Source organism: Collinsella sp. AF23-4AC, assembly GCF_003462685.1.
GTDB lineage: Bacteria > Actinomycetota > Coriobacteriia > Coriobacteriales > Coriobacteriaceae > Collinsella.
Window position 1 is genome coordinate 78,160 of record NZ_QRVE01000001.1, and the last position, 25,337, is coordinate 103,496.

26 protein-coding genes are annotated in these 25,337 nt (G+C 61.0%); 1 reads left to right on the forward strand and 25 read right to left on the reverse strand.

What is annotated here, in order from left to right; translation table 11 throughout:
* Window position 1 precedes the first annotated feature (1 nt).
* The 20 genes from frr to rpsP form a co-directional block, all read right to left on the reverse strand.
* On the reverse strand, window positions 2–538 hold the full coding sequence (gene frr / locus DWY05_RS00380; RefSeq protein ID WP_006236112.1) for a ribosome recycling factor: 537 nt from the start codon (window positions 536–538) through the stop codon (window positions 2–4).
* 2 nt (window positions 539–540) lie between these two features.
* Window positions 541–1,263, reverse strand: coding sequence for a UMP kinase (gene pyrH, locus DWY05_RS00385; protein ID WP_040359955.1), 723 nt, complete (start codon window positions 1,261–1,263; stop codon window positions 541–543).
* Between the two features lie 117 nt (window positions 1,264–1,380).
* On the reverse strand, window positions 1,381–2,250 hold the full coding sequence (gene tsf / locus DWY05_RS00390; protein ID WP_022094736.1) for a translation elongation factor Ts: 870 nt from the start codon (window positions 2,248–2,250) through the stop codon (window positions 1,381–1,383).
* A gap of 45 nt (window positions 2,251–2,295) precedes the next feature.
* Complete coding sequence (rpsB, locus tag DWY05_RS00395; RefSeq protein WP_006236109.1) at window positions 2,296–3,024, reverse strand: 30S ribosomal protein S2; 729 nt, start codon at window positions 3,022–3,024, stop codon at window positions 2,296–2,298.
* A 219-nt stretch (window positions 3,025–3,243) separates the two neighbouring features.
* Window positions 3,244–4,164 carry a tyrosine recombinase gene (locus DWY05_RS00400; protein ID WP_117837151.1) on the reverse strand — a complete coding sequence of 307 codons (921 nt, stop codon included), beginning with the start codon at window positions 4,162–4,164 and terminating at the stop codon, window positions 3,244–3,246.
* Window positions 4,161–5,498 (reverse strand): methylenetetrahydrofolate--tRNA-(uracil(54)-C(5))-methyltransferase (FADH(2)-oxidizing) TrmFO, encoded by a 1,338-nt coding sequence (trmFO, locus tag DWY05_RS00405; RefSeq protein WP_117837152.1) that lies wholly within the window; start codon window positions 5,496–5,498, stop codon window positions 4,161–4,163. The genes DWY05_RS00400 and trmFO overlap by 4 nt, the downstream gene beginning before the upstream one ends.
* 14 nt (window positions 5,499–5,512) lie before the next feature.
* The gene (locus tag DWY05_RS00410) at window positions 5,513–6,448 is read right to left on the reverse strand and encodes a DNA-processing protein DprA (protein WP_370448081.1); all 936 of its coding nucleotides are present in this window, start codon (window positions 6,446–6,448) and stop codon (window positions 5,513–5,515) included.
* Window positions 6,445–7,968, reverse strand: a complete 1,524-nt coding sequence (locus DWY05_RS00415) for a YifB family Mg chelatase-like AAA ATPase (protein ID WP_117820568.1) — start codon at window positions 7,966–7,968, stop codon at window positions 6,445–6,447. Before DWY05_RS00415 ends, DWY05_RS00410 begins: the two co-directional genes overlap by 4 nt.
* Window positions 7,968–8,453: a YraN family protein gene (locus DWY05_RS00420; protein WP_117820567.1), complete on the reverse strand. Its 486-nt coding sequence runs from the start codon at window positions 8,451–8,453 to the stop codon at window positions 7,968–7,970. The genes DWY05_RS00415 and DWY05_RS00420 overlap by 1 nt, the downstream gene beginning before the upstream one ends.
* A gap of 188 nt (window positions 8,454–8,641) precedes the next feature.
* Window positions 8,642–9,430 (reverse strand): ribonuclease HII, encoded by a 789-nt coding sequence (locus tag DWY05_RS00425; protein ID WP_117820566.1) that lies wholly within the window; start codon window positions 9,428–9,430, stop codon window positions 8,642–8,644.
* Between the two features lie 93 nt (window positions 9,431–9,523).
* A complete protein-coding gene (gene rplS / locus DWY05_RS00430) occupies window positions 9,524–9,865 on the reverse strand; it encodes a 50S ribosomal protein L19 (RefSeq protein WP_117583231.1) in 342 nt (113 codons plus the stop codon).
* 209 nt (window positions 9,866–10,074) lie between these two features.
* Window positions 10,075–12,825: a pyruvate, phosphate dikinase gene (ppdK, locus tag DWY05_RS00435; protein ID WP_117820565.1), complete on the reverse strand. Its 2,751-nt coding sequence runs from the start codon at window positions 12,823–12,825 to the stop codon at window positions 10,075–10,077.
* Window positions 12,826–13,123: 298 nt separating this feature from the next.
* Complete coding sequence (locus tag DWY05_RS00440) at window positions 13,124–13,999, reverse strand: pyruvate, water dikinase regulatory protein (protein WP_117820564.1); 876 nt, start codon at window positions 13,997–13,999, stop codon at window positions 13,124–13,126.
* Window positions 14,000–14,033: 34 nt separating this feature from the next.
* Window positions 14,034–16,130, reverse strand: a complete 2,097-nt coding sequence (glyS, locus tag DWY05_RS00445; RefSeq protein ID WP_117820563.1) for a glycine--tRNA ligase subunit beta — start codon at window positions 16,128–16,130, stop codon at window positions 14,034–14,036.
* Window positions 16,131–16,133: 3 nt separating this feature from the next.
* Entirely contained in the window at window positions 16,134–17,045 is a 912-nt protein-coding gene (locus tag DWY05_RS00450) for a glycine--tRNA ligase subunit alpha (protein WP_117820562.1), read from the reverse strand.
* 59 nt (window positions 17,046–17,104) lie between these two features.
* Window positions 17,105–17,668: a signal peptidase I gene (gene lepB, locus DWY05_RS00455; protein ID WP_117820561.1), complete on the reverse strand. Its 564-nt coding sequence runs from the start codon at window positions 17,666–17,668 to the stop codon at window positions 17,105–17,107.
* Window positions 17,669–17,670: 2 nt separating this feature from the next.
* Complete coding sequence (trmD, locus tag DWY05_RS00460) at window positions 17,671–18,429, reverse strand: tRNA (guanosine(37)-N1)-methyltransferase TrmD (protein ID WP_117583237.1); 759 nt, start codon at window positions 18,427–18,429, stop codon at window positions 17,671–17,673.
* A 10-nt stretch (window positions 18,430–18,439) separates the two neighbouring features.
* Window positions 18,440–18,931 (reverse strand): ribosome maturation factor RimM, encoded by a 492-nt coding sequence (gene rimM / locus DWY05_RS00465; protein ID WP_233503981.1) that lies wholly within the window; start codon window positions 18,929–18,931, stop codon window positions 18,440–18,442.
* Window positions 18,932–18,965: 34 nt separating this feature from the next.
* Window positions 18,966–19,211: a KH domain-containing protein gene (locus DWY05_RS00470; RefSeq protein WP_171021534.1), complete on the reverse strand. Its 246-nt coding sequence runs from the start codon at window positions 19,209–19,211 to the stop codon at window positions 18,966–18,968.
* A 42-nt stretch (window positions 19,212–19,253) separates the two neighbouring features.
* Window positions 19,254–19,595, reverse strand: a complete 342-nt coding sequence (rpsP, locus tag DWY05_RS00475) for a 30S ribosomal protein S16 (RefSeq protein WP_117820559.1) — start codon at window positions 19,593–19,595, stop codon at window positions 19,254–19,256.
* 201 nt (window positions 19,596–19,796) lie between these two features.
* Here rpsP and dinB point away from each other — a divergent pair, with 201 nt between their 5' ends.
* Entirely contained in the window at window positions 19,797–21,050 is a 1,254-nt protein-coding gene (gene dinB, locus DWY05_RS00480) for a DNA polymerase IV (RefSeq protein WP_117820558.1), read from the forward strand.
* Between the two features lie 77 nt (window positions 21,051–21,127).
* Here dinB and DWY05_RS00485 read toward each other — a convergent pair whose 3' ends face one another.
* From DWY05_RS00485 to obgE, 5 genes are all read right to left on the reverse strand, one after another.
* Entirely contained in the window at window positions 21,128–21,868 is a 741-nt protein-coding gene (locus DWY05_RS00485; RefSeq protein ID WP_117820557.1) for a transposase, read from the reverse strand.
* Between the two features lie 137 nt (window positions 21,869–22,005).
* Entirely contained in the window at window positions 22,006–22,461 is a 456-nt protein-coding gene (rsfS, locus tag DWY05_RS00490; protein ID WP_117820556.1) for a ribosome silencing factor, read from the reverse strand.
* Between the two features lie 27 nt (window positions 22,462–22,488).
* Window positions 22,489–23,022 carry a bis(5'-nucleosyl)-tetraphosphatase (symmetrical) YqeK gene (yqeK, locus tag DWY05_RS00495; protein WP_171025201.1) on the reverse strand — a complete coding sequence of 178 codons (534 nt, stop codon included), beginning with the start codon at window positions 23,020–23,022 and terminating at the stop codon, window positions 22,489–22,491.
* Window positions 23,023–23,109: 87 nt separating this feature from the next.
* Complete coding sequence (gene nadD / locus DWY05_RS00500; RefSeq protein WP_117820554.1) at window positions 23,110–23,787, reverse strand: nicotinate-nucleotide adenylyltransferase; 678 nt, start codon at window positions 23,785–23,787, stop codon at window positions 23,110–23,112.
* Window positions 23,788–23,790: 3 nt separating this feature from the next.
* The gene (obgE, locus tag DWY05_RS00505) at window positions 23,791–25,257 is read right to left on the reverse strand and encodes a GTPase ObgE (protein ID WP_199409547.1); all 1,467 of its coding nucleotides are present in this window, start codon (window positions 25,255–25,257) and stop codon (window positions 23,791–23,793) included.
* Window positions 25,258–25,337: the final 80 nt, after the last annotated feature.

Here is a 25,337-nt window from a genome sequence, read left to right on the forward strand (position 1 = left end):
CTTAGATCTCCATGACCTCGGCTTCTTTTTCCTTCAGAAGCTCCTCGACCTTGGCGACATACTCATCGGTATGCTTCTGGACCTTGGCCTGCTCGCGACGTACGTCGTCCTCGGTGAGCTCCTCATCGCGCTCGAGCTTGTTGTTGAAGTCGCGACGGATGTTACGGATAGACACCTTGGCCTGCTCGGCGTACTCGCGGCACTCCTTGACGAGCTCGCGACGGCGCTCCTCAGTGGGAGCCGGGAACGGCAGACGAACGACGGTGCCATCGGAGTTGGGGGTAATACCCAGATCGGAAGCGCCGATGGCCTTGACGATAGCATTGATGAGCGCCTTATCCCACGGCTCGATGAGCAGCATGTGAGCCTCGGGGGTCTTGACGGCGGCAACCTGCGTGACCGGCGTGGGGACACCGTAATAATCGACGGTGATGTCGGACAGAATGTTGGCGTTGGCACGACCGGTACGGACCTTGGAGAAGTTATGCTTGAGGGACTCGAGCGACTTGTCCATATGGGCGGTGATGTTCTCTGCCATGCTTAATCCTCCTGATAGACGAGCGTGCCGACGGGCTCACCCGCGAGCGCGCGCTTGACGGTGTCCTCGCCATCGATGTTGAGGACCAAAATAGGCATACGGTTATCCTGGCACAGGGCCGTAGCTGTGGAATCCATAACCTGCAGACCGCGAACGAGAACCTCGTGATAGGTAATCTTGTCAAAACGGACGGCATCGGCGCACTTGACGGGATCCTTGTCGTAGATGCCGTCAACCTTGGTGGCTTTAATCAGAATCTCGGCGCCGATCTCGCACGCACGAAGAGCCGCGGCGGTGTCGGTCGTAAAGTACGGATTGCCCGAACCGGCGGCAAAAATAACAACGTTGCCCTTGGAAAGGTGGTTGATGGCGCGACGGCGAATATAGGGCTCGCAGATCTCGTTCATCTGGATAGCGCTCATCACGCGGCAGGGAACATCGTTATGCTCGAAAGCATCCTGCAGGGCGAGCGCGTTCATAACGGTCGCGAGCATGCCCATGTAGTCGGCCTGAGCACGCTCCATGCCACCGGCAGCGCCTGCCATGCCGCGGAAAATATTGCCGCCGCCGACAACGACGCCGACCTCATGGCCAACGGCGAGCAGCTCCTTGACCTGCTTGGCAAGATGATCGGTAACCTTGGGGTCGATGCCATATTGGCCGTCGCCCATCAGCGCTTCGCCGGAAAGCTTAAGAAGCACTCGTTTATATCGGATGTCGGACAAAGCGATCCTCCTTTAATTAGACTCTCAATATGATATCAAAGGCTCTGATAAGAGCCATGAAAAAGCAGGCTGTGAGTAAAACCCACAGCCTGCTCATTACCAGCTACAAGAGCTTATTTACTCGCCACGGACCAGACGGTCAAAGGCAACGACGGTAATGGTGTCGCCGAGCTCCTTGGAGACCTGCTCAGCGTACTTCTTGATGGTGAGGGAGCTGTCCTTGATGAACTCCTGCTCGGTGAGCACGGACTGCTTGTAGAACTTCTCCAGACGGCCAACAGCCATCTTCTCCTGGATAGCCTCGGGCTTGCCGGACTCGGCAGCCTGGGCCATGTAGATCTGCTTCTCGTGCTCGACGGTCTCGGCCGGAACCTGATCGCGGGTAGCGCAGATCGGGGCGACGGCGGCAACCTGAAGGGCAACGTCGTGAGCGAAGGTCTTGAAGGACTCAGCCTGAGCGGTCTCGGCCTTCTCGAAGGCGAACTCGACGAGGACGCCGATCTTACCACCCATGTGGATGTAAGAAGCGAGCGCGCCGTTCTCGGCCTTGCGGGCAGCGAAGCGGGAGATCTTCATGTTCTCGCCCATGATGTGAATCATCTCGGTGAGCTCGGAGGAAACGGTCTCCTCGCCCATCGGCTTCTCGAGCAGAGCGTCGACGTCAGCAGGCTCGGTGGTAGCGACAACCTCAGCGACCTTAGAAGCAAAGCCGGTGAACTTGGCGTTGGAGCCAACGAAGTCGGTCTCGCAGGAGAGCTCGAGCAGAGCGCCGGTCTTGCCATCCTCGGAGACGAACGCGGCGACAGCGCCCTCGTTGGTCTCACGGCCAGCCTTCTTGGCAGCCTTGGCAAGGCCGTTCTTACGCAGAACGTCGACAGCGGCGTCCATGTCGCCGTCAGCCTCGACGAGAGCCTTCTTGCACTCCATCATCGGAGAGTCGGTCATCTCGCGGAGCTGCTTGACCATAGCGGCGGTAATCTGGGCCATTGTGGTTCCTTTCAAAGAGATGAAAAAGAATTAACTAAGACTGATTTACTCGGCCTTGGGCTCAGCGGCCATCTCGGCCTCGGAGACCTGCTCCTTACCGGAGCCAGCGAGGCAGGCGTCAGCCATGAGCTCGCACATAAGGGTGACAGCGGAGATAGCGTCATCGTTGCAGGGGATGCCGTACTCGACCTCGTCGGGATCGGAGTTGGTGTCGATCAGAGCGACGACGGGGATGTTCAGGCGCTGAGCCTCCTTGATGGCGTTCTCCTCGCGCTTAGTGTCGATGACGAAGAGAGCCTGGGGCAGACCCTTCATGTCGCGGGCGCCACCGAGGTTGGTCTGGAGCTTGGTGAGCTCCTTGCCGAGCACAGCCTGCTCCTTCTTGGGGAGCACTGCCATGCGGCCGTCCTCGACCATGGCCTCGAGCTCCTCCATGCGGTTGATGCGGGAGCGGATGGTGACGAAGTTGGTCAGCATACCGCCGAGCCAACGCTGGTTGATGTAGGGCATATTAGCGCGCTCAGCAGCGTTCTTGACGGCCTCCTGAGCCTGCTTCTTGGTGCCGACGAACAGCACGTTGCCACCCTTGGCGACGTTCTTGACGAAGGTGTAGGCCTGGTCGGCGTCGAGGATGGTCTGCTTGAGGTCGAGGATGTAGATGCCGTTGCGCTCACCGAAGATGAACGGCTTCATCTTGGGGTTCCAGCGACGGGTCTGGTGACCGAAGTGGCAGCCGGCCTCGAGCAGGGTGCGGATATTAATCTTGGTAGCCATGTTAAACCTCCTGTGGTTTGCCTCCGCGCGGGGTCATCCTCCAAAACCAACCCGGACATGTGCTACCAAAGCCCGGGCACCACGGTATGAAGTAGCCGCGCGTGCGTGATAAAAACATGTTGCCGTGAAGCAACCCGATGAATGATAGCAGGAATGCATCTTCGTGCCAACCCGCAATCAAAACCACACACCTGAGTGCGGCGCGGGACGTCCCAGCCACTATTCGCCTCGGGGATGGGCTTGAGCCACGGCACGTTTGAGCCGATCGGGCGTGAGGTGCGTGTAGATCTGCGTCGTGGACAGGCTCGCATGACCCAGCAGCTCTTGAACCGAGCGCAGGTCCGCACCGCCCTCGAGCAAGTCGGTCGCAAAGGTATGGCGCATCGCATGCGGGGCGATGTCGGCCGGAATGCCGGCGAGTGTCGCCAGAGTATGGAACCGCCGCCTGAGCATGGCGGCACTCATGCGATTACCGCGCGCCGATATAAGCAGCGGATGCGGCCCGGTAGTGGGGTCACGGCGCTTTGCCTGAGCGAGCAACTCCGGCCGCCCCTCCTCAATATAGAGACGCGTCGCCTCGAGCGCGCGACGATACAGAGGGACGATACGTTCCTTGCTCCCCTTGCCCCACAGGCGCAGCGTGCGTTCGGACCAAGCGATGGACTCCACATTGAGTGCTGCGAGCTCAGAGATACGAGCACCCGAGGCATAGAGCAGCTCGAGCATCGCCGCATCGCGCAGTCCCGCGGGGGTTGAGGTATCAGGGGCTTTGAGGAGCGCCTCCACCTGTTGGTTCGTCAGCACACCGGGCAGATCGCGCGGGAGCTTGGGCGAGGAAATTGCCGAGACCGCATCGCCCTCCACGACCCCCTCGGCAGCCATCCATCGATAGAGCGATCGGATAGCCGACAGATGCGCCGCAAGCGTTCGGGGAGCAACCTGCTCACGCGAAAGCTCGGCAAGATAGCGACGAATGGTGCGCACGTCGGCAGCGAAAGCATCGATATCCTCGCGCTCGCACCAGGCAGCAAAGCGCTCCAGCCTCGAGCCATAGGCCGTCACCGTGTTGGGAGAAAGTCCCTCGACACGTGCGATATAGGCGATAAACGAGTCGACGGTGTCGTACAGGTCAAAGGCTATGACCGGTCGCCTCCAAACAGATCGGGGCGAGTTGCCAGATAGGCATCAAGAGCCTCGAGCGCACGGTCCGCATAGGCCTGGTAGCGGTCGCGCTTACTGCGGCGCTTGCCGTCCTCGAGCGGCGGCACCAAGCCAAAGTTGACGTGCATGGGCTGATAGTCCACCGTTGCCGGATCGGTCGCATAGCCCACGAGCGCGCCCAGGGCGCCCACGCGCGGCAGCTCGACGCCCGCGGCACCGATAGCCTCGGCATAGGTGTTGAGCGCCGCGAGCAGACCGGTCGCCACGGCCTCCATATAGCCCTCGGTGCCGGTGATCTGACCGGCCAGGCGCACGCCGGTACCGGGCACGGCAAAGGTGCCATCGAGCACGTGCGGGGCGTCGACAAAGGTATTGCGGTGCATGACACCGTAGCGGAAGAACTCGGCGTTCTCCAGACCCGGCACCATATGGAAGACGCGCTTCTGCTCGCCAAAGGTCAGGTTGGTCTGGAAGCCCACCAGGTTATAGGCGGTCTTCTCCTTGTTCTCGGCACGCAGTTGAATCGCCGCCCAGGGGCGACGTCCGGTACGCGGGTCGGTGAGGCCGACGGGCTTCATGGCGCCAAAGCGAATGGCGTCCTTGCCGGTGCGCGCAACCTCCTCGGCAGGCTGGCATGCCTGGAACAGATCGCCGCCCTCAAAGTCCTTGAGCACCACGCGGTCGGCCGTGGTAAGCGCCTCGATAAAGGCCTCGTACTCCTCCTTATTGAGTGGAGCGTTGAGATAGTCGCCGCTCCCCTGTTCCTCGTAGCGCGACTGCGAGAACAGCACGTCCATATCGAGCGTGGAGGCATCGACGATCGGCGCCGCGGCATCGAAGAACGCAAGGGCGTCGCCACCGACGAGCTTCATGACCTCTTCGCTCAGCGCCGGCGAGCACAGGGGGCCGGCGGCAATGACCACATGGCCCTCGGGAATCTGCGTGACCTCGCCGTGAATGATCTCGATATTGGGACGGGCGGCAACCTCGGCCTCGACAAGCTCGGAAAACTTGACGCGGTCGACCGCCAAGGCACCACCGGCGGGAACAGCCGCGCGATGGGCGCAATCGAGCAGGACTGAACCCATGCGCTCAAGCTCAGCTTTCAGCAAACCAGCCGCGGAATCCGGACGGGTCGACTTAAACGAATTGGAGCAGACGAGCTCTGCCAGGTGATCGGTATGGTGGGCCGGGGAGCTCACCTGGGGGCGCATCTCGCACAGCTTTACGGCAAACCCGCGGTCTGCCAGCTGAATCGCGCATTCCGAACCCGCCAGACCGCCACCGATAACCGTCACCTGATCGAACTGCATCTGCAAACACCTTTCTAATTGACACGTTTTCCATTGTGACCGAAGGGCGTCTGGGCGTGAAGGGCAAACTTGGAGGGCGCATACCTTCCATCCATCATGCGCTCGATAAGGCCCTCGAGTTCAAGCGAACCCAAGAGTTTGAGTACGCCGACGGCATCGAGCGAGACGAGCGCCGCGATGTCGTCGACCTTGAGCGGAGAGGCGATGAGCGCATGCATCACGGTCTGCTGTGTTGGATCCAGGTCGGCAATGCCGGGAGCATCAGGGCGCGAGTAGCGCAGGGTGCCGTAGATACGTGAGACAGCCATCTCGATAGATTCCTCGTCGATGATGCAGCAGGCACCGTTCGCAATGAGGTAATTCGTGCCACGCGACTCGGGCGATAGGATCGACCCCGGCACGGCAAGAAGTTCGCGCCCCAAATCCATAGCAGCCTCGGCTGTAGAAAACGTCCCGGAAGGCATACCCGCCTCGGATACAAAGAGGGCTTGCGACAGGGCCGCGATCACGCGATTCCGGCGCGGAAAGGCAAACTTGCGCGGACCCATGCCCCACGGAGAGATCGACACGACCGCGCCACCCGTATCGAGCGTGCGAGTAATAAGCCCCGCGCTCGAACGCGGGTAGACCACGTCGGCGCCCGTCCCCAGCACCACGACGTGTTTGCCGCCGGCGTTGACCGCAGCCCAACCCGAGGCCTGGTCACAACCGACCGCGCCGCCCGAAACAACCGTCACTCCCGCCTCGACCGCCACCTTTGCCGCAAGCTCTGCCACGGCAAGACCATACGGCGAGGCCTTTCGCGCGCCGATGATGGAGAGCGCGGGCGTCGAAAGCGCCTCGGGGTTGCCGCGCACATAGAGCGTCTGAGGTACATCAGAAAGCTCCAAAACGGTCTCGGGATACAACGCGTCACCTGGATGCAGCTCGAAGGTCCCCTCGGCCATCATTGGTCCCTCCTTCCCTGGTACATCGCCGCCTCGAGCACGTGGTCCTGCGTCACTTGCTCGCTCTCGGCGACATCTGCGATCGTGCGCGCAATGCGAACCAGGCGCACGATGCCACGCCCTGTGAGATGCGTGCGTTTGGACAGACCGAGTACGCATTTCTCGGCAGCATCATCGAGCTCAAAGGTCGAAACGACGCCGTCAATGGACCGCGTCTCGTCATCCTCGGCCTCGGCATCCGCATCGTCCATACGAGACTCGCGCCAGGTGCGAAAAGCGCGACCGCGCACAACGTAGTCACGTAACTCGGCCGACGACATACCCTCCGCGCCCTCGATAATCACCTGGGGATCGGGACGGGTCACATCGATCATCATGTCGATACGGTCGGCCAAAGGACCGCGCAGCTTTGCCCGATAGCGCTCGACCATCGATGCCGAGCAGCGGCACGGCACCTCGCGGTCGCCCAAAAAGCCGCAGGGGCAGGGATTGCTCGCGGCCAGCAACTGAAAGCGCGACGGGAAGGTAAAGGCCCCGTCAACGCGTACGATCCTCACATAGCCGCGCTCGATAGGCTGTCTGAGCGTCTGCAGCACACCCGTGGGAAACTCGGCAAGCTCGTCCAAAAAGAGCACGCCGCCATGAGCAAGGCTAATCTCACCCGGGTGCACCGGGCGCCCGCCGCCGATAAGGCCTGCGGTCGAAATACTGTGATGGGGGCTTCGAAACGGCCGATGACCTGCCAATAAGCCATCGATGTTCTCGCCCAAGACCGAATGGATGCACAGTGCCTCCTGCTGATCCTCAACGGAAAGCTCAGGCAGAATGCCAGTCATACGGCGCGCAAGCATCGTCTTGCCCGATCCCGGGGACCCGATCATAAGCAAACCGAGCTCACCCGCTGCCGCCAGTGCCATGCCGCGTTTGGCAACCTCCTGCCCCAGCACGTCGGCATAGTCGAGTTCGGGCTCAAAAGTAGCCTCCACACCCTCGGAATCCAGATAATGCCGCGCGGCATCGCCCATGCCATGGGCAAGCTGAGACAAATGATCTATGAATCCGCAATCCACGCCCGCGAGTGGCACATGCTGGTCTGATCTGCCGGCGATAAAAGACAGCCCCAAATCACGCGCCAATAACTGAAACGCCACCTCGCCCTTGACGGGAAGCACCGTACCGTCCAAGCCAAGCTCACCGGCGATAAGACAACGATCGAGGTTGTCGCGGGGAATCTGACCATCGGCCGCCAATACCGCGATGGCGATGGGAAGATCAAAGCCGCTACCGGTCTTGCGAATATCGCCAGGTGCCAGATTGACCGTAATGCCCGAGCGTGGGATCTCGAACCCGGCGGAGCGCATCGCACAGCGAATGCGACCACGCGACTCCATCACCTCCATACTCGGGATGCCGAGCATCTGAATGCCCGGAACGCCGCCGGCAAGCGAGACCTCGACCGTGACGGGAATCGCCTCAACGCCGCGGATACAGGCTGCGTGAACGGCAAACGTCTCGAACGCCATCACGACACCTGCCAATCGAACGCATTGTACTGGTGCTCGATCTCGGCGATATGCCCGCCGCGAATGGTGACGCCCACGGCATCGAAGCGGATCGCCTTGAGCGGATAATGCTCCATGAGATAACAACTCGCGATGCGACGATAGCGCCGCTGCTTTTGGGCGTTCACCGCTTCCTCGGGAAACACCCGCGTATCGCAATCCAGCGCAACACGCCTGGTCTTGACCTCGGCCATCACCACCACATCGTCGAGCTCATCGAGCAGCACCAGGTCGGCCTCGCCCTCCGAGCATCGATAGCCTTGTTCCAGCAATGCATAGCCGCGCTCGTTAAAGTAATCGATTGCGATAAGCTCGCCCAGCATACCGAGCTCGCGAGGACTGAGCCCCTTGATAAACTCGGGCGTGATCGACCCGCAATCGAGCTCCCCCTCTTCCCAACGCTCCTTGAGCTGCTGCGTCTTGCTCATTTTGGCTGCGGCACACATGGGGTCTCCTTTCCCACTTCCTGCATTGCCTCGATAATGAGGGCAGGTTTCATGCGGGTAAGTACCGGAAGCAAACCAAAAACCAACCAAATGCCGACAAATGAGGGGCCGCGCGCAACAATAGCGTTGCACACGGCCCCTACCAGCAGGTTTATGGAGCCCTTAAGGTCCCAGTCTTCACAATTGGCCTAAAAAAGGCGCTCAGTCTGCAGAAAGTTTCCGCAAAAGCTCACACGGTGCAGCGGACAAAGTCCATGTTTGCGAATCGCCTCGATGTGCTCGGGGCTTGCGTAGCCCTTCGACTCGGCCAAATGGTACTCGGGATATTCGGCATCGTACTCGACCATCATCTCGTCACGCGTGACCTTTGCCATGATGGATGCCGCGGCGATACAGGCGATCTTGGCATCGCCCTTGACCACGTCGCGCTCGTGGGGCACGGCGCCCAGGGGGTTACCGTCCATAAGCACGCAATCGGGCTCAAGCCCCGTATCTGCCACCGCACCCGCGACAGCGGCTCGAATGGCGCGGGCCATGCCCATCTCATCGATATCCGCAGGAGCGATATGGCAAAAGCCGATAGCAGTCGCCACCTCGGCAATCTTCACCGAAAGCAGCTCGCGGCGCGCCGGCGTGAGCTTTTTGGAATCGTTGATGCCCCAGATGCGCGGCTCCATCGGAAGACACACGGCACACACGGTCAGGGGACCCGCTACCGAGCCACGGCCCACCTCGTCGACGCCCACGACCACGCCATCACCGCCGAGCTCATGCATAAGCTCGTACATGCCGTTGACGCGCTCGCGTTCGGCAAGTTCCTTGGCATGGCGCTTAAGGGCACGTTCGCAAGCCTTGATCACCTGCTGGCGCGGATCCTCGCGATAATGCTCCACGAGGGCGGGAATCTCCTCGAACGTGGCGCTCGCCAGCTCGCCGGCAACCTGCGATGCCGAAACCGAGCTCGTCATATTGGCCATACCAGGCCCTCCTTGCATGCAAATCAGATAAAAAGAAGGGCCACCCGAAGGTGGCCCTTGTGTCCAAACGAGTGGACGGACGCTGCGATCTTCTTAGCGCTTCTCGGGGATGCGAGCAGCCTTGCCCACCTTGTCGCGGAGGTAGTACAGCTTGGCGCGACGGACGCGACCATGACGAACGACCTCGAGCTTGGCGATCTTGGGGCTGTGAAGCGGGAAGGTACGCTCAACACCGACACCGAAGGAAATCTTGCGGACGGTGAAGGTCTCGCGGGCACCGGCACCGGCCATGCGGATGACGTCGCCCTGGAAGACCTGGATGCGCTCGCGGTCGCCTTCCTTAATGCGGTAGTGAACCTTGACGTTGTCGGCGACGCGAACCTGAGGAATGTCCTCGCGGATCTGCTGACGCTCGATTGCGCGGATGTAATCCATGTGCAATTCCTTACTCTTCTAGAGGTGCCGTTCCACCTAGGCCGGCACGTAGTTGAACAAACGTATTCGAGTATACACGCGCGGGTTTCTGCTGCAAGAACAATTTTTTACGCAGACAAAAAGACAAAACCCGCACATGATAACCGCCCGCCTCACGAATGAGACGGGCGGCGTGAAGGGGGCTACGCTAGGCGCCCAAACCCAAAACGTTAGGCGGAACGCTTGGCCTCGAGCTTGGCCTGGGCGGCAGCCAGGCGCGCGAGGGGCACGCGATAGGGCGAACAGGACACGTAGTCCACGTCGGCCACGTTAAACAGGGCCTTGATGGACTTGGGGTCGCCGCCGTGCTCGCCGCACACGCCAAAGTGCATGTCGGGGTTGGTGGCGCGACCTTTCTCGACGGCCATGCGCACGAGCTCCAGCACCGCCGAGTCGATGGTCTCGAAGGGGTTGTCCTTCAAGATCTTCTTGTGCAGGTACAGCGGGATGAACTTGGCCTCGGCGTCGTCGCGCGAGAAACCGAAGGTCGTCTGGGTAAGGTCGTTGGTACCAAAGCAGAAGAAGTCGGCGTGCTGCGCGATCTCGTCGGCAACCATGCAGGCACGCGGCAGCTCGAGCATCGTGCCCACGGGAATATTGAGCTCGACGCCCTCCTCGGCGGAAACCTCGGCGATCACGCGCTCGATGACCTCGCGAGTCTGAACGTGCTCGGCCGTAATGGAAACGAGCGGAACCATGATCTCGGGGCGCGGGTCGACGCCCTCCTTGATAAGGCGGGCAGCAGCCGTGGCCACTGCGCGAACCTGCATGAGCGGCAGATCGCTAAAGACGACGGACAGGCGCACACCGCGCAGGCCGAGCATCGGGTTGGACTCGACCATGCCGTCGATACGACGCAGACGGGTGCGCAGAGCGGCAAGCTCTTCCTCGTTGGCGCCAGCGGCTTCCTTCTTGGTGATGGCGACCTCGAGCTCACGCGGATTATCCAGGAACTCGTGCAGCGGCGGATCGAGCAGGCGAACGACCACATCGCGACCGGACATGGTCTTGAACATCGCCAGGAAGTCCTCGGTCTGAACCTTGAGCAGGTCGGCGAGGGCCTGCTGCTTCACGGCCTCATCATCGGACAAGATAAAGCTCTGGATGATGTTCTTGCGGTCGCCCAGGAACATGTGCTCGGTGCGGCACAGGCCAATAGCCTCGGCACCAAACTCGAGCGCGAGCTCGGCATCCTCGGGATTGTCAGCGTTGACGCGCACATGGTTGGCGTGGCCGACGGTCTCGTCCAGGCGAATCTCGTCGGCCCAGGACAGGATGGTGTCCAGGTCGCCGGTGAGCTCGGCCGAAACCAGATCAACGGCGCCGTCGACGACGATACCCTGGGTGCCGTCGATGGAGATGACATCGCCCTCGTGCAGCACACGATCGCTGCCTTCGATGCGTACAACCTTCTCAGCCGCGTCAATGTGGAAGCGCTCGACGCCGCAGACGCAGGGTGTGCCCATACCGCGAGCGATAACGGCGGCATGACTCGTCTTGCCACCGTGGCTGGTCAGGATGCCCTCGGCGGCAACCATGCCCTTCAAATCGTCGGGGTTGGTCTCCCAGCGAACCAAAATGACCTTGCGGCCCTCGTTGGCGCGCGCGACGGCATCGTCGCTCGAGAACACGACCTCGCCCACGGCGGCACCAGGGCTGGCGTTAAGACCGCTGGCCAGAGCCTCGTACTTCTTGGAGGCATCAAACTGCGGGTGCAGGAGCTGGTCGAGCTGCGCGGGATCGATACGGGCCACGGCCTCCTCGCGGGTGATCAGGCCCTCCTCGACCATTTCGATGGCGATACGCAGGGCGGCGGTGGCGGTGCGCTTGCCCACGCGCGTCTGGAGCATCCAGAGCTTGCCCTGCTCGATGGTGAACTCGATATCGCACATATCGCGGTAATGATCCTCGAGCGTCAGGAAAACGCGCTCGAGCTCCTCGCCCGCGGACTCGAGGCCCGGGGTGGTCTTGAGGTCGGCGATGGGCTCGGTGTTGCGGATGCCAGCAACAACGTCCTCGCCCTGGGCATTAACCAAAAAGTCACCGTAGAACTCCTTGGTGCCGTCGGCCGGGTTGCGCGTAAAGGCGACGCCGGTCGCAGAGGTCTCCCCCTTGTTGCCAAACGCCATGGCCTGCACGTTGACGGCGGTGCCGAGCTCGTCGGAAATGCCGTGCTGCTTGCGGTAGATGCAGGCGCGATCATTCATCCAGCTGCCAAAGACGGCCTGGATGGCAAGGCGCAGCTGGAGCTCCGGATCGTGCGGGAAGACGGGCTTGCCGTCGACGACCTCGAGCTTGGGATACAGGTCGGCCTCGACGTTCTCGGAGAAAATGCTCTTAAAGGTCTCGACGAGCTCCTGCAGGTCTTCGGCCGAAAGCTCGGAATCGACGCGAACGCCGGCGACCAGGCGTGCCTGGGTCAGCGCGTTCTCGAACAGGTCGGCGTCAACACCCATAACGACGTTGGAGAACATCTGGATAAAGCGGCGGTAGCTATCCCAGGCAAAACGCGGGTTCTGCGTCTGAGCAATGAGGCCCTGAACGGAGTCGTCGTTGAGGCCCAAGTTGAGGACCGTATCCATCATGCCGGGCATGGAGAACGGGGCGCCCGAGCGAACCGACACGAGCAGCGGATCGGAGGCGTCGCCGAGCTTCTTGCCGCAGCGGGCCTCGAGGTCGGCCTCGGCGGCAACGATCTCATCGAGTGCGCCTTCGGGCCAGACGTTGCCGGCGCCGGAGTACTCGACACAGGTCTGGCAGGTAATGGTAAAGCCACCGGGAACCGGCAGACCGATGCGGCTCATCTCGGCAAGGTTTGCGCCCTTGCCGCCAAGCACGAAGTTCATGGACTTGTCGCCCTCAGTGACACAGGTGCCCTGGGTGTCGGTTCCAAAACGGTAAACCCTCTTGCAATCGCTCACGATACTTCCCCTTCTATGCGCTCTCGCGCACGACCGTGGTGACGAATCGACCCGCCGGATGCGGGCCGTGAGGGAACTATACGGCGGACGTTGAGCGGGCTTGCGTAGAGGGTGCGGGGTTTGGTAAACGAGGTAAATGTGGCGGTAAACGGTAGGTAAAGGTGGTCACATTATGAAGATACCAATGCAAGAGAATTGCAGGTCAAATGCAAGTTCTTTGCTAAATCGCTTTACCAATATCGTGCATTATTTATAGGTAGTCTTTTTAAGACGGTGCATTTTTAGCTACCCCAAAGAGTTAGCTTTGCTGGGCTCGGCGGGCGGCGCGGCGGGCACGGGCTTCTTGGATTTCCTCCAGGTGACCGATGATCTCGGAGGCACTCTCCTCGATCGCCTTGCCGTCGGTGCGCACCACAAAGCAGCCCAGACGCTTCATAAGGGCGCGGGCTTCCTCGAGCTCGCTGCGCACACTCTCGGGCTCGACATAGGAGCCGGCAACGGCGCGAGCATAGTCATCGCCCAAGCGGCTATCGCGAATTTCAGAAATAACGTCGACGGTCGAAATCAGGCCGAACAACCGCATCGGGTCGACCTCGTAAATTGACTTCGGCGGCTCCATGCCATGGGCCAAAGGAACATTGGCAACCTTGTAACCCTGATAGGCCAAATACATCGACAGCGGCGTCTTGGACGTACGCGACACACCCAGCAGCACGATATCGGCACCCGACAGATCGTCGCAACCGCGCCCGTCGTCGTGCTCAACGAAATACTCCATGGCCTCGATGCGATGGAAATAGCGGTCATCGGTCTTGTGAATCACGCCCGCGACGCCCTTGGGCGGCACACCGATGAGCGACGACAGCACGGCGAGCGCTGGGCCGATCAGGTCAACCGAACGAATATGCAGCATGCCCAGGTAATCGAGCACGCGGGCGCGAAGCGCCGGATCGACAATGGTGTGGAACACGGCAATATCGCGATGGTCCGCATCGACGCGCGGGCCCACAAACGACTTGACCTGCTCCACCGAGTTCACCTTGGGCAGGCGCAAGAGACGAAAAGCCCCTTCATCAAATTGCCCGGACGCCGCAAGCACCACCTCACAAGCGGTATCGCCGAGAGAGTCGGAGATAACGATAACGGTGGGACGAACGGCGACCGGGCAATCCATGCGGGGCTCCTTTTGCGCTTACGCGCAGGCTGGCTTACTTTTTGCGGGCAAGCTCACCGATGTTGGCGATGCCGGAGAAAACGGCCTCGAAGCGGTTGAGCAGCTTAAGGCGATTATCGCGAAGCTGCTCGTCCTTGTCCATGACCATAACCTCGTCGAAGAAGCGGTCGATGGGGGCACGCAGGGCGGCAAGGGCGGCAAATGCGGCCGGGTAATCCTCGGCAGCAAGGGCGTCATCGACAGCGGCCTGAGCAGCCTCGGAGGCGTCGGCGAGCGCGAGCTCGCCCTCGCCCATCAGGCTGCGGTCGTACTCCGCACCCAGCTCGGGCTTGGAGATGTGCGCAGCGCGGGCATAGGCGGTAGCCAGGTTGTCGAAGGTCTCGGCATCGTTCTTGCGAGCCTCGTCGAGCGCGGCGCAGCGGGCGAAGAAGACGGACGGAGCGATGATGTGCACCGCGGAAACGGCGGCGACGGTGTCGGCAGGAATCTTCTCGTCGCGGGCCATGCTCACCAGGCGGCCATGGAAGAAGTCACGGACCTGTTGGGCGACCTCGGCGGAGTCGAACTCAATGCCTTGCTCGCTATAGAGCTCAAGGGCAAAGTCAATCAGCGACGTGGGGTCAATCGGCAGACGATCGCGCAGGATGTTGATGATGCCGATAGCGGCACGACGCAGCGCATACGGGTCGGACGAGCCGGTCGGGGGCTCGCCGATGGCAAAAATACCGGCAATGGTATCGAGCTTGTCGGCACAGGCCACGATGCAGCCAGCGGTGCCCTCGGGCAGCTCATCGCCGGCGAAGCGGGGACGATAATGATCGCGAATGGCGTGGGCGACCTCGTCGTTCTCCCCCATCGCGATAGCGTAGTAACCGCCCATCACGCCCTGCTGGCTCGTGAACTCGACGACGGCGTTGGATACCAGGTCTGCCTTGCACAGGTGCGCAGCGCGAGCAGCGTCTGCAGCAAGGTGGGCGCCCAGATGGGCCTCACGGGCGATGGCGAGCGCGAGCTGCTCAATACGCTCGGACTTGGCGAGCACGCTACCGAGCTTCTCCTGGAAGGCAACCTTGGCCAGACGCTCACGGAACTCATCGAGGGAGATCTTCAGGTCCTCCTCGTAGAAGAACTTTGCGTCGTCCAGACGGGCGCGCACGACGCGCTCGTTGCCGTCGATCACGCGCTCGGCATTCTCGGGCTTGCTGTTGGAGACGACCACGAACTCACGCGTCAGCTTACCCTCACCGTCATAAATCGGGAAGTAGCGCTGGTTGGTGAGCATAGACTCGCAGATGATCTCGTGCGGGACCTTGAGGAACTCCTCATCGAAGGTACCGACGAGCACCGTCGGCCACTCGCAGAGGTTGATGACCTCCTCGAAGACCTTCTTGGGCGTATCGACGTGGCAGCCAGGACGGACGGCCTCGACCTCGGCGATACCGGCAAGGATGGCCTCACGACGGCGCTCGGCAGAAAGCACGCCGGCGTCCTCGAGCACCTGCTCGTAAACAGCGGGGCTGGCGACCACATGGTCACCGGGGCCCAGGACGCGATGGCCGCGCGTGGTGTTGCCACTCGTCACGTCGGCAAACGACACGGGCACGACGTCCTCGCCCAAAAGGCAGCAGATCCAGCGGACCGGACGCACGAACGTGGCGTGCTCGTGGCCCCAGCGCTGGCTGCGGTAGTTGGGCCACTGCAGGCCGGCGATGGTCTTCTCGCACAGGGCCGTCAGAATCGGGGTGGCCGGGGCGGAAGGAATGTTCTTCTCAGCAAAGACGTACTCGCGTCCGTCGGTGTCCTCGCGACGGACCAGGTCCTCGGCAGCCACACCGCACTTGCGGGCAAAGCCCTGGGCGGCCTTGGTGGCGTTACCGTCAGCGTCGAAGGCGATGTTGGCCGCGGGGCCACGCTTGACCTCGTGAACCTCATCGGTCGCAGTGGCGACATTAGCCACGAGCGCGGCAAGACGACGCGGGCTCGAGATCACGCGGACCTCGCCGTGGGCCAGACCGGCCTCGTCGAGACCCTTGGCGATAATGGTGCCAAGCTGCTTGACAGCATTGTTCAGCGGTGCAGAGGGCATTTCCTCCGTACCGATCTCAAACAGGAAATCCTTAGCGTCTGCCATGGCTTACGCCACCTCGCCTTCCTGGTCGGCATTCTCGTTGATTCCGGCGACCTCGGCCATATAGGCCTCGCAGCACGCCTTGGCGACGGCGCGGACGCGCAGGATGTAGTTGGCGCGCTCGACTGCGGACAGCGCACCGCGGGCATCGAGCAGGTTGAAGGCATGACTGCACTTCATGACGCAGTCGTACGCCGGCAGCGGCAGCTTGCGCTCCAGGCAGGAGTGGCACTCGGCCTCGTAGTCGTCGAACTTCTGACGCATCATCTCGACGTTGGCGACCTCAAAGTTGTAAGCGCTGAACTCGCGCTCGTTCTCCAGGAACACGTCGCCGTAGGTCATGGGCGTGCCGTCGGGCAGGTAGCTCCACACCAGGTCGTAGACCGAGTTGACGCCCTGGGCGTACATGGCGATACGCTCCAGGCCATAGGTGATCTCGACGGGCACGGGATCGACCTCGATGCCGCCCACCTGCTGGAAGTACGTAAACTGCGTGACCTCCATGCCGTTGAGCCAGACCTCCCAGCCAAGGCCCCAGGCGCCGAGCGTCGGGCTCTCCCAGTCGTCCTCGACAAAGCGGACGTCATGGTCGTTGGGGTCCAGGCCAATGGCGGCCAGCGAACCCAGGTAGAGCTCCTGGGCGTTGACCGGCGAAGGCTTGATGAGCACCTGGAACTGATAGTAGTGCTGCATGCGGTTGGGGTTCTCGCCGTAGCGGCCGTCGGCGGGACGGCGGCAGGGCTGCGCATAGCAGGTGCGCCACTCGGCGGGACCAAGCGAGCGCAGCGTGGTCGCGGTATGGAAGGTACCGGCACCGACCTCGGAGTCATAGGGCTGCATAATGACGCAGCCCTGCTCGCCCCAGTACTGCTGGAGGCGCAGGATGATGTCTTGGAAGGAAAGCGATGAAGCGTTCATGCCTCTAATATCCCCTCGTCGAAACGATTACACGGTTAGGTACTGTACTATAGCGGTTTTTAGTCGATAGCGCCGATACGGTTGAGCGGCCAGTAGCGCACAAGTGCAACGGCTATCAAGTCGGAGCGGTCGACCGGGCCAAAGTAGCGGGAGTCGGCAGAGTTCTCGCGGTTGTCGCCCATCACCCACACACAGTCGTCAGGGACGGTGTAGGGATAGCTCACCTGAGCGCCGGGGGCTTGGGCCGAAAGCGGCCAGCTCATGCCGGTTGTATAGTCTTCGTCGAGCGCCTGGCCGTCGACGACAACCTTGCCGTCCTGCAGGTCGACCGTCTGACCGGCCGTGGCGATGACGCGCTTTACCAGCACGTCATGCTCGGACGTGACATCGGGGTTGTGGAACACCACGATATCGCCCTGTTTGACGGGCTGCCCAAGCTCGAGGCTGACCTTCTGCGCCAGGATCTGGTCGCCAATCTCGATCGTGGACTCCATGGAACCGGTAGGCACCACAAAGGGTTCGACCACAAACGAGCGAATCAAAAAGGTGGCGACCAGTGCGATCGCGACGACCACGATCCACTCAAACGCACCCTTTAGCACGGAATGCTGCGATGGAACCATTCTCACTCCTCGCTCTGTGAATACGAAGCGTCCAGGATCTCCTGCGCGTACGCGCGCTCCTCTACCGTAAGTCGTGCCGTCTCGATAAGATCGGGACGCCAACGACAGGTACGCTCGATGGCGTTTTTGCGACGCCAGGCATCGACCTTGGCATGGTCGCCGCTTACGAGCACCGGCGGCACGCCCTCGCCATTGAACTCGGCGGGGCGGGTGTACTGCGCGTACTCGAGCAGGCCACCGTCCTCGGCGGTCGAGAAAGACTCGTCCACGTTGCTCATCTCGTCGCCCAAGGCTCCGGGAATGAGCCGTACGACGGCATCGGCCACGACCATAGCGGGCAGCTCGCCGCCTGTGAGCACGTAGTCGCCGATCGACAGACGCTCATCGGCATACGCATATGCGCGCTCGTCGACGCCCTCGTAACGGCTGCACACAAACAGCAGGCGCTCGCTTTTGAGCAGGCGCTCGGCCACATGCTGCGTAAAGGGCTCCCCGCAGGGGGTGAAGAACACCACGGTGGGCTTGGGACCCTCGGAGCTGATGGCCTCGATTGCCTCGGCAATGGGCTCGACCTTCATGAGCATGCCCTGCCCGCCGCCATACGGCTCGTCATCGACAGTGCGATGGCGATCGTGCGTCCAGTCACGCAGGTTATACGCCTTAAAATCAAAAAGGCCGGCCTTGCGGGCGCGGCCCAAAATCGACGTGGACATGACGGGCTCAAACATCTCGGGAAAGACCGAAAGGGTCTCTATCAGCATGCTGTCCTCCCTACTTGTCCATATCGATCAAGCCGTCCATAACGTGGACGGAAATTGTTCCTGTGTCGGGAAAATCGAGCACAACCTGCTCGATCACGGGAATCAGCACCTCGCCGTACCGATCGCCCTCGACAACCCAAACATCGTTGGCGGGCGTCGACATGATCTCGACAATCGTACCGAGCGAGCCAAAGCGCTCATCGACCACCTCGCGACCCATAAGGTCGGTATAGGCGGCGTCGAGCGAATCGAGCTCGAAGTCGTCACGATTGGCCAGCACATAGCATCCGGTGATGCCCTCAGCGGCCGTCAAGTCATCTATGCCCTCAAACGAGACCAGATCGCCATCGCCCGTATCGGTGACGGACACGACCGTGCAAAAACGGTCGCGCTTGAGCGCCGGCGGCGTCAAGGCGACACGCATACCCGGCTCCAATACAGAAGGAAGCCCCCGCAGCGGCTGCGCGAGGACCTCCCCCTTCCTTCCGTGCGGCTTGACCACACGGGCGATGTTTTTGTACTGGGACCTCAAGGTCCTAGCCCAGAACCTCTACCTCGACAGCTGTGTCGAGGCGAGCGGCCAGTGCACGGGCGAGCGTGCGAATGGCCTTGATGGTACGGCCACGACGGCCGATGACCTTAGCGACGTCATCCTCGGCAACCGAAACCTCAATCGTAGAGGCGTCGTCACCATCGATGACCTCGAGGCTCACGGAATCCGGGTCGTCGACGATCTGAACAACGAGATATTCGACGAGATCGGCGATGCGATCTGAGAGCATTGCCTCACCCTCGAGCTGTGCAGCGTCAACCTCAGGCACGATTTACTCCTCGGCGCCCTCAGCGGCCTCAGCGGCAGCCTTAGCGGCCTCGGCCTCTTTGGCGAGCTGTTTCTTGGACTTCTTGACGACGGTCTCGGTCTTCTCGCCCTCGTTAGCGGCCTTGACCAGAGCGGCGACGGCGTCGGTGAGCTGAGCGCCCTTGGACTGCCAGTCAGAGATCTTCTCGAGATCGAGGTTGATGGTCTTGGGGGCGGTCATCGGGTTGTAGCGGCCAACCTCCTCGATGATACGACCGTCACGCGGGGCGCGGGAATCGGCGACGACGACACGGTAGTACGGACGCTTCTTAGCGCCGTGACGAGCAAGGCGAATCTTGACTGCCAAAGGAAACTCCTCCAACCAAGCAGCATTAGGCTGCAACTACAAACAAACAGTTGAACATAATACGCCATCGACGCGGGCAGGTGAAGTCCGTGAGACCAACTTCTTCGGTGTAGTCGAGGGCAAATCCATATCTTAGACAAGAATTCGCGATTTGCAAGCACATACACGCACCCCACATGAGCTGCGCGGTATACTCATGACATGGAAAGACGCGAACATACATACGGTTATGAGGATGCTGCGGGCGTCACGCCGCCGCCCTGGACGGGTCCGGCGGTGGGCCTGATGGACCTCGATGCATTTTTTGCGAGCGTGGAGATGCTCGATCATCCCGAATGGCGCGGCAAACCGCTCATCGTGGGCGGAGACGCCGAATCACGCGGCGTCGTGTCCACGTGCTCGTACGAGGCACGTCGCTTTGGCGTGCACTCCGCCATGCCCTCGGCCGAGGCGCGGCGTCTGTGCCCGCAGGCCATTTGGACGCATGGGCATTTCGATCGCTACCACGAGGTCAGCGCGCAGGTCATGGCGATTCTCGCCGACGAGACCCCGCGCGTTGAGCGCGTATCCATCGACGAGGCCTTTATCGATATCACGCCGGGCCGCTTTGCGCCCGAAGACCCGCTACTGGTTGCGCGGCGTATAAGCGACCGCGTGGCGGCGCTGGGAGTGACCTGCTCCATTGGCGTGGGCTGCAACAAGACGGTCGCAAAGATCGCAAGCGAACGGGACAAGCCGTTTGGGCTGACCATCGTGCGCCCCGGAACCGAGCAGCGCTTTTTGGCCGCGCTGCCGGTATCTGCCATGAGCGGCATCGGGCGTTCGGCCGAGGAGCGGCTGCGCCGCATGCGCATCTATACGCTCGGCGAGCTGTCACGCGCACCGGAATCCACCCTGGCCTCTATTATTGGTGTTAACGGCGAACGCATGCGCCAGCGTGCGCTGGGACTCGAAATCTCCGAAGTCACGAGCCTCGATGAAGAGCGCGAGGTCAAGTCGGTCAGCAATGAACGCACCTTTGCGAAAGATTTGACTGAGCGTGGGGATATCGAAGCGGCGATTGCGCTATTGGGAGAGTCAGTGGGGCGCCGTCTGCGCCGTCAGGGGCTGACGGGTGCCACGGTAACGCTCAAGCTCAAGTATTCGTATGGCAGCGGGCGTACGGCACAGCGCCGGCTGCCTCATCCGACCGACGATGAGAACATCTTCGTGGCGGTTGCACTCGAACTGCTCGATAACATCTGGCAGGAAGGCATGCATGTGCGTCTGGCGGGCATCGGAATGAGCGATTTTGATCACCAGGGAGGCATCCAAACCGACCTGTTCTGCGAAGTCGATGACCGCGGGGCCCAATCCAGCGACCGACGCGACCTCTCCGTCGCAATTGACGCCGTCCGCGACAAGTTCGGCGACACCGCCCTATCCTTCGGCCGCCAATCCCGCTTCGACGATTAACCGCCTTTGGGCAAAAAGAAAGCCGGGCAGCTGCGAATGATTATTCTAGGACGGGGATTTTTTAATCATTTGGAGCGTCATTTCGCCCTTTGAATGATATTGGTCCCAATTCCCGTCAGACGCGAAATCTGGTCAATCGTAAACCCCCGATGCCTCAACACTGCCAGAAGACGATTTCGCTCTGATTTCGGCAAAGTTTTAAGCTGATAAGGCTCATGCGGAGCCAAAAGAGCCCGGGCAACTTCCAGCGCATCCATATCGGAGATATGCTTACCTTCGGGCATAAAATAGGGATTAGGCTTGCCGTCGGTACTCGAAAGATAAAACGCTTCCGTACCCCCAAACAGATTGAGAATACCTTCACAATCACAAATTTCGGGATGAGAGAAATACTCATGGAAGCTGCTCCAGCGATACAGAGGAGCAGAAGAAATACCTGCTTTTGCAGGATTGTCGTGTATGTATCGGACGCAACGGAGCAGCTGTTTGTCGTCAGAAATGATCACACTCTTGAATCGTTCCTGGAACACCGGTCCGCGGCGGCCGGTTTTTTGATTGAAGTGTTTCGCATATGCCGTATCAATCGCATGCATAGCAACGCTCATCTGATTATCGAGATCATCAAATAGCAGGTGAACATGATTGTCCATGAGGCACCAGGCAAGAAGACGAATATGAGCGGACGTAAATCGTCTGTTCATTAGATTGAGAAAATAAAGGCGATCGTCATCGTCTTCGAAGATCAGCTGGCCAGCACAGCCCTTGAGCATGACGTGATAATGGCCAAGTTCGGACAACGCACGGGCAACACGAGTCATCGAAACCCTCCCTTCCAAGGATGCAGTAGTCACAGCATACAAAAGGAAAGGAAGAAAAAGGCCGAACCGCCCAACAAAGGTGAGCGGTTCGGCAAACGGTAGCAATGATTATTTTATCCCCGTCCCAGAAAAATCATTTAGAGGAGGTCGAGGGGAAGCTGGGGGGCGTCTCCCCAGAGTTTCTCGAGGCGGTAGAAGTCGCGAGCTTCGGGAGTGAAGACGTGGACGACAACCGAACCGTAGTCCATGAGCATCCAGGTCTTCTGCTCGCGGCCCTCGATGGAGAACGGATGCTCGCCGCAAGCCTCGGCGACCTTCTCCTCGATCTCGTCGACGATCGAATCGACCTGGCGGTTGTTGGTACCGGTGGCAAGCACAAAGTAGTCGCATACGTCGGAAAGCTCGGTCAAGTCGAGCACCTGAACGTCCTCGCCCTTCTTGTCGTAGGCGGCCTGCGCGGCGGCGCGGGCGACATCCTCGGCGGCGACACCGCTCGCGGACAACGAGGCGGCGGTGCGGTCGGACGTGGCGGCGAAGCTCTTGTGCTCCACATCCTTGAGAATCTGCTCGTCAGTCATGGTCTCGTCGGCCATGGAATACCTCTTTCTAGACAGCCCGAGCTAGCGTAGCTGGGCGTAATGGTTGTAAATCGAAATAGCCGTGGGATAAAGATAGCGCCCGGACTGGATCACATAGACCAAACCCTGCGCAAAACAGGAGAAGAACAACTCGTCAAGCGTCGACTCCCCCACCATCTTGCGCAGCGCGTGGGCATAATCACCATGGCGGTTGGGCTCGATGGCATCGGCTACAAAGACCACCATATCGAGCGGCGTCATGTCGCAGGCGCCCACGGTGTGACGGTCAACAGCTTGGAAAACGGCCGGCGATAGCTCGGGAAATAGCTGCGGAAGCTCATAGGCGGCAACCGGGCCATGCAAAAGCGGCGTCGCGGCAGACGGAGAGCCGGCAATCTTAATGCCGTAATGCAGGGCGCGCGTGACCAGCTCGTCGTCGGAGAGCACTTTGTCCCAGTCATGGATCAGGCCAGCGGCAGCGGCATCAAAGCGGTCGACACCGTATACCTCGGCTAGGTGCAGCGCAGTCTCGGCAACCCCGAGCGAATGAACGTAGCGCTTACGTTTATCCTTCATGCGCACATCGAGCAACTCGTGGATACGCGTCAACAGTGCGCGCTCGTCGCCCTCAAACTGGTCTTCTACCGACAACGTTCTCCCCCATCAATCAAAATCGTCTTGCCCAAGATCGGCATACAGGCCGCGTTTACGGATATAGCCGAGCACGGACTCGCTCGTAAGATAGCGCACGCTCATGCCGCGGGCAACCCGCTTGCGAATATTGGTCGAGCTAATCGCCAGCGCCGGAATCTGAATATAGCGCACGTCGAATGGCAGGCCCGATTCCTTAATCCGCGCCCGGGCCGTATCGATGTCAAAACCGGGACGTGTCGCAGCAATGAAGGTCGCCAGTTCGGCAATCTCATCAGCATTGTGCCAGGTCACAATATCGATAATCGCGTCGGCACCCGTAATAAAGTAAAGCTTTACCTGCGGCGGGTAAAAGTCGCGAAGGGCATGAAGCGTATCGGCCGTATAGGTTACGCCCGGACGGTCAATCTCGAACCGGCTCGCCAAAAAGGCCGGGTTCGCGGCGGTGGCGAGAACCGTCATGGCATAACGGTCCTCGGCAGGCGTCACCGGCTTGTCAAGCTTAAAGGCGGGAGAACCCGCCGGCATAAAGAGCACAGCGTCCAAGTCGAGCGACTCGCGCGCCTGCTCGGCAGTCACCAGGTGCCCGTAATGAATCGGGTCGAATGTGCCACCCATAATGCCAAGCCGAAACTCTTTGCCATCTTTTATGGGCAGCTCGGGCAAACCGATTCCACCGCGCAGCGACATGGCTTACTCGCCCTCCGAGGTCTCGGCATCGTCCGCGGCATCCGCCGCATCGACAACCTCGACGCCCTCATCCGCAGCATCGGCCACGTCAATGGCCTCAACGGCAACGTCCTCGCCAGCGTCCTCGAGCTCCTCGTACTCCGAGAAGTCCTCAGCGCCCTCAAAGTCAAAGGCACGCTGGCAAATGCGGACCTCGTCGCCCGCACGGCAACCGGCCTTCTCGAGCGCGTCGTCAACACCCATACGCGCAAACTTGTGCTGCAGGTAGATGACGGCTTCCTCGTTTTCCCAGTCGGTCTGGATGACCATGCGCTCGATGGCACGACCGACCACGCGGAAGGCATGGGGCTCTTCCTGGACAATGCGGAAACGCTTCTCGCGCTGCAGACGGCGGCGCTCCCACTCCTCGTCGCGCAGATCGACCGGCTCATCGGAGACCGCCAGCTCGGCGCGAAGCTTAGCCACCTGCTCGCCCACGGCAAGCATCAGCGTGTTGAGGCCGGCGCCCGTCACGGCGGACACGGCAAAGAACATATGTCCGTCGTCGAGCGCGGCGCGCTTGAGATCGGCAATCTTGTCGGCCGTGCCCGGCGCGTCGCACTTGTTGGCGACGACGATCTGCGGACGCTCCGAAAGCTCGGCGCCATACTGCTCGAGCTCACGGTTGATGATGCGGTAATCCTCAACCGGGTCGCGATCCTCAAAACCGCCCGTCATGTCGACGACATGCATGATGAGCGCCGTACGCTCAATGTGGCGCAGGAACTGGTGGCCCAGGCCCTTGCCCTCGCTCGCGCCCTCGATCAAACCAGGAACGTCGGCAACGACGTAAGAATACTCACCGGCACGCACCATGCCCAGATTGGGCACGAGCGTTGTAAACGGGTAGTCAGCGATCTTGGGGCGGGCGGCACTCATGCGCGCAATGAGCGATGACTTACCCACCGAGGGAAAGCCCACGAGTGCGGCATCAGCCATAAGCTTCATCTCGAGCTCGATCCAGTGCTCCTCGGCCGGTTCGCCCAGCTGTGCGAACGCGGGCGCGCGGCGCACCGACGTCACAAAGTGCGTGTTGCCCAGGCCACCGGCACCGCCGGGCGCCACGACAACGCGCTCGCCATCATGCACCAGATCGGCAATCTCGAACATCGGGGTCTGCGTCTCGGGGTCGAGCTCGCGCACCACGGTGCCCATGGGAACCTTCAGGATCAGGTCCTCGCCGCTCTTACCGTTACGACGGGCACCCTGCCCGTGCGTGCCGCGCTCGGCGCGGAAGTGATGCTTAAAGCGGTAATCGATCAACGAAGACAGCTGAGCATCGGCCTGGATGACGACATTGCCGCCACGACCGCCGTCGCCGCCATCGGGGCCGCCCTTGGGGACAAATGCCTCGCGCCTAAACGACATGCATCCGGCTCCGCCGTCGCCGCCGCACACGTTAATGCGGCTGATATCGGTGAACTGTGACAACAGAATCGCCTCCTACAAAAAGAGGGAGACCCTTGAATCCTAAAACTCAAGTGCCTCCCACATATGTGCTCTATGAAGGG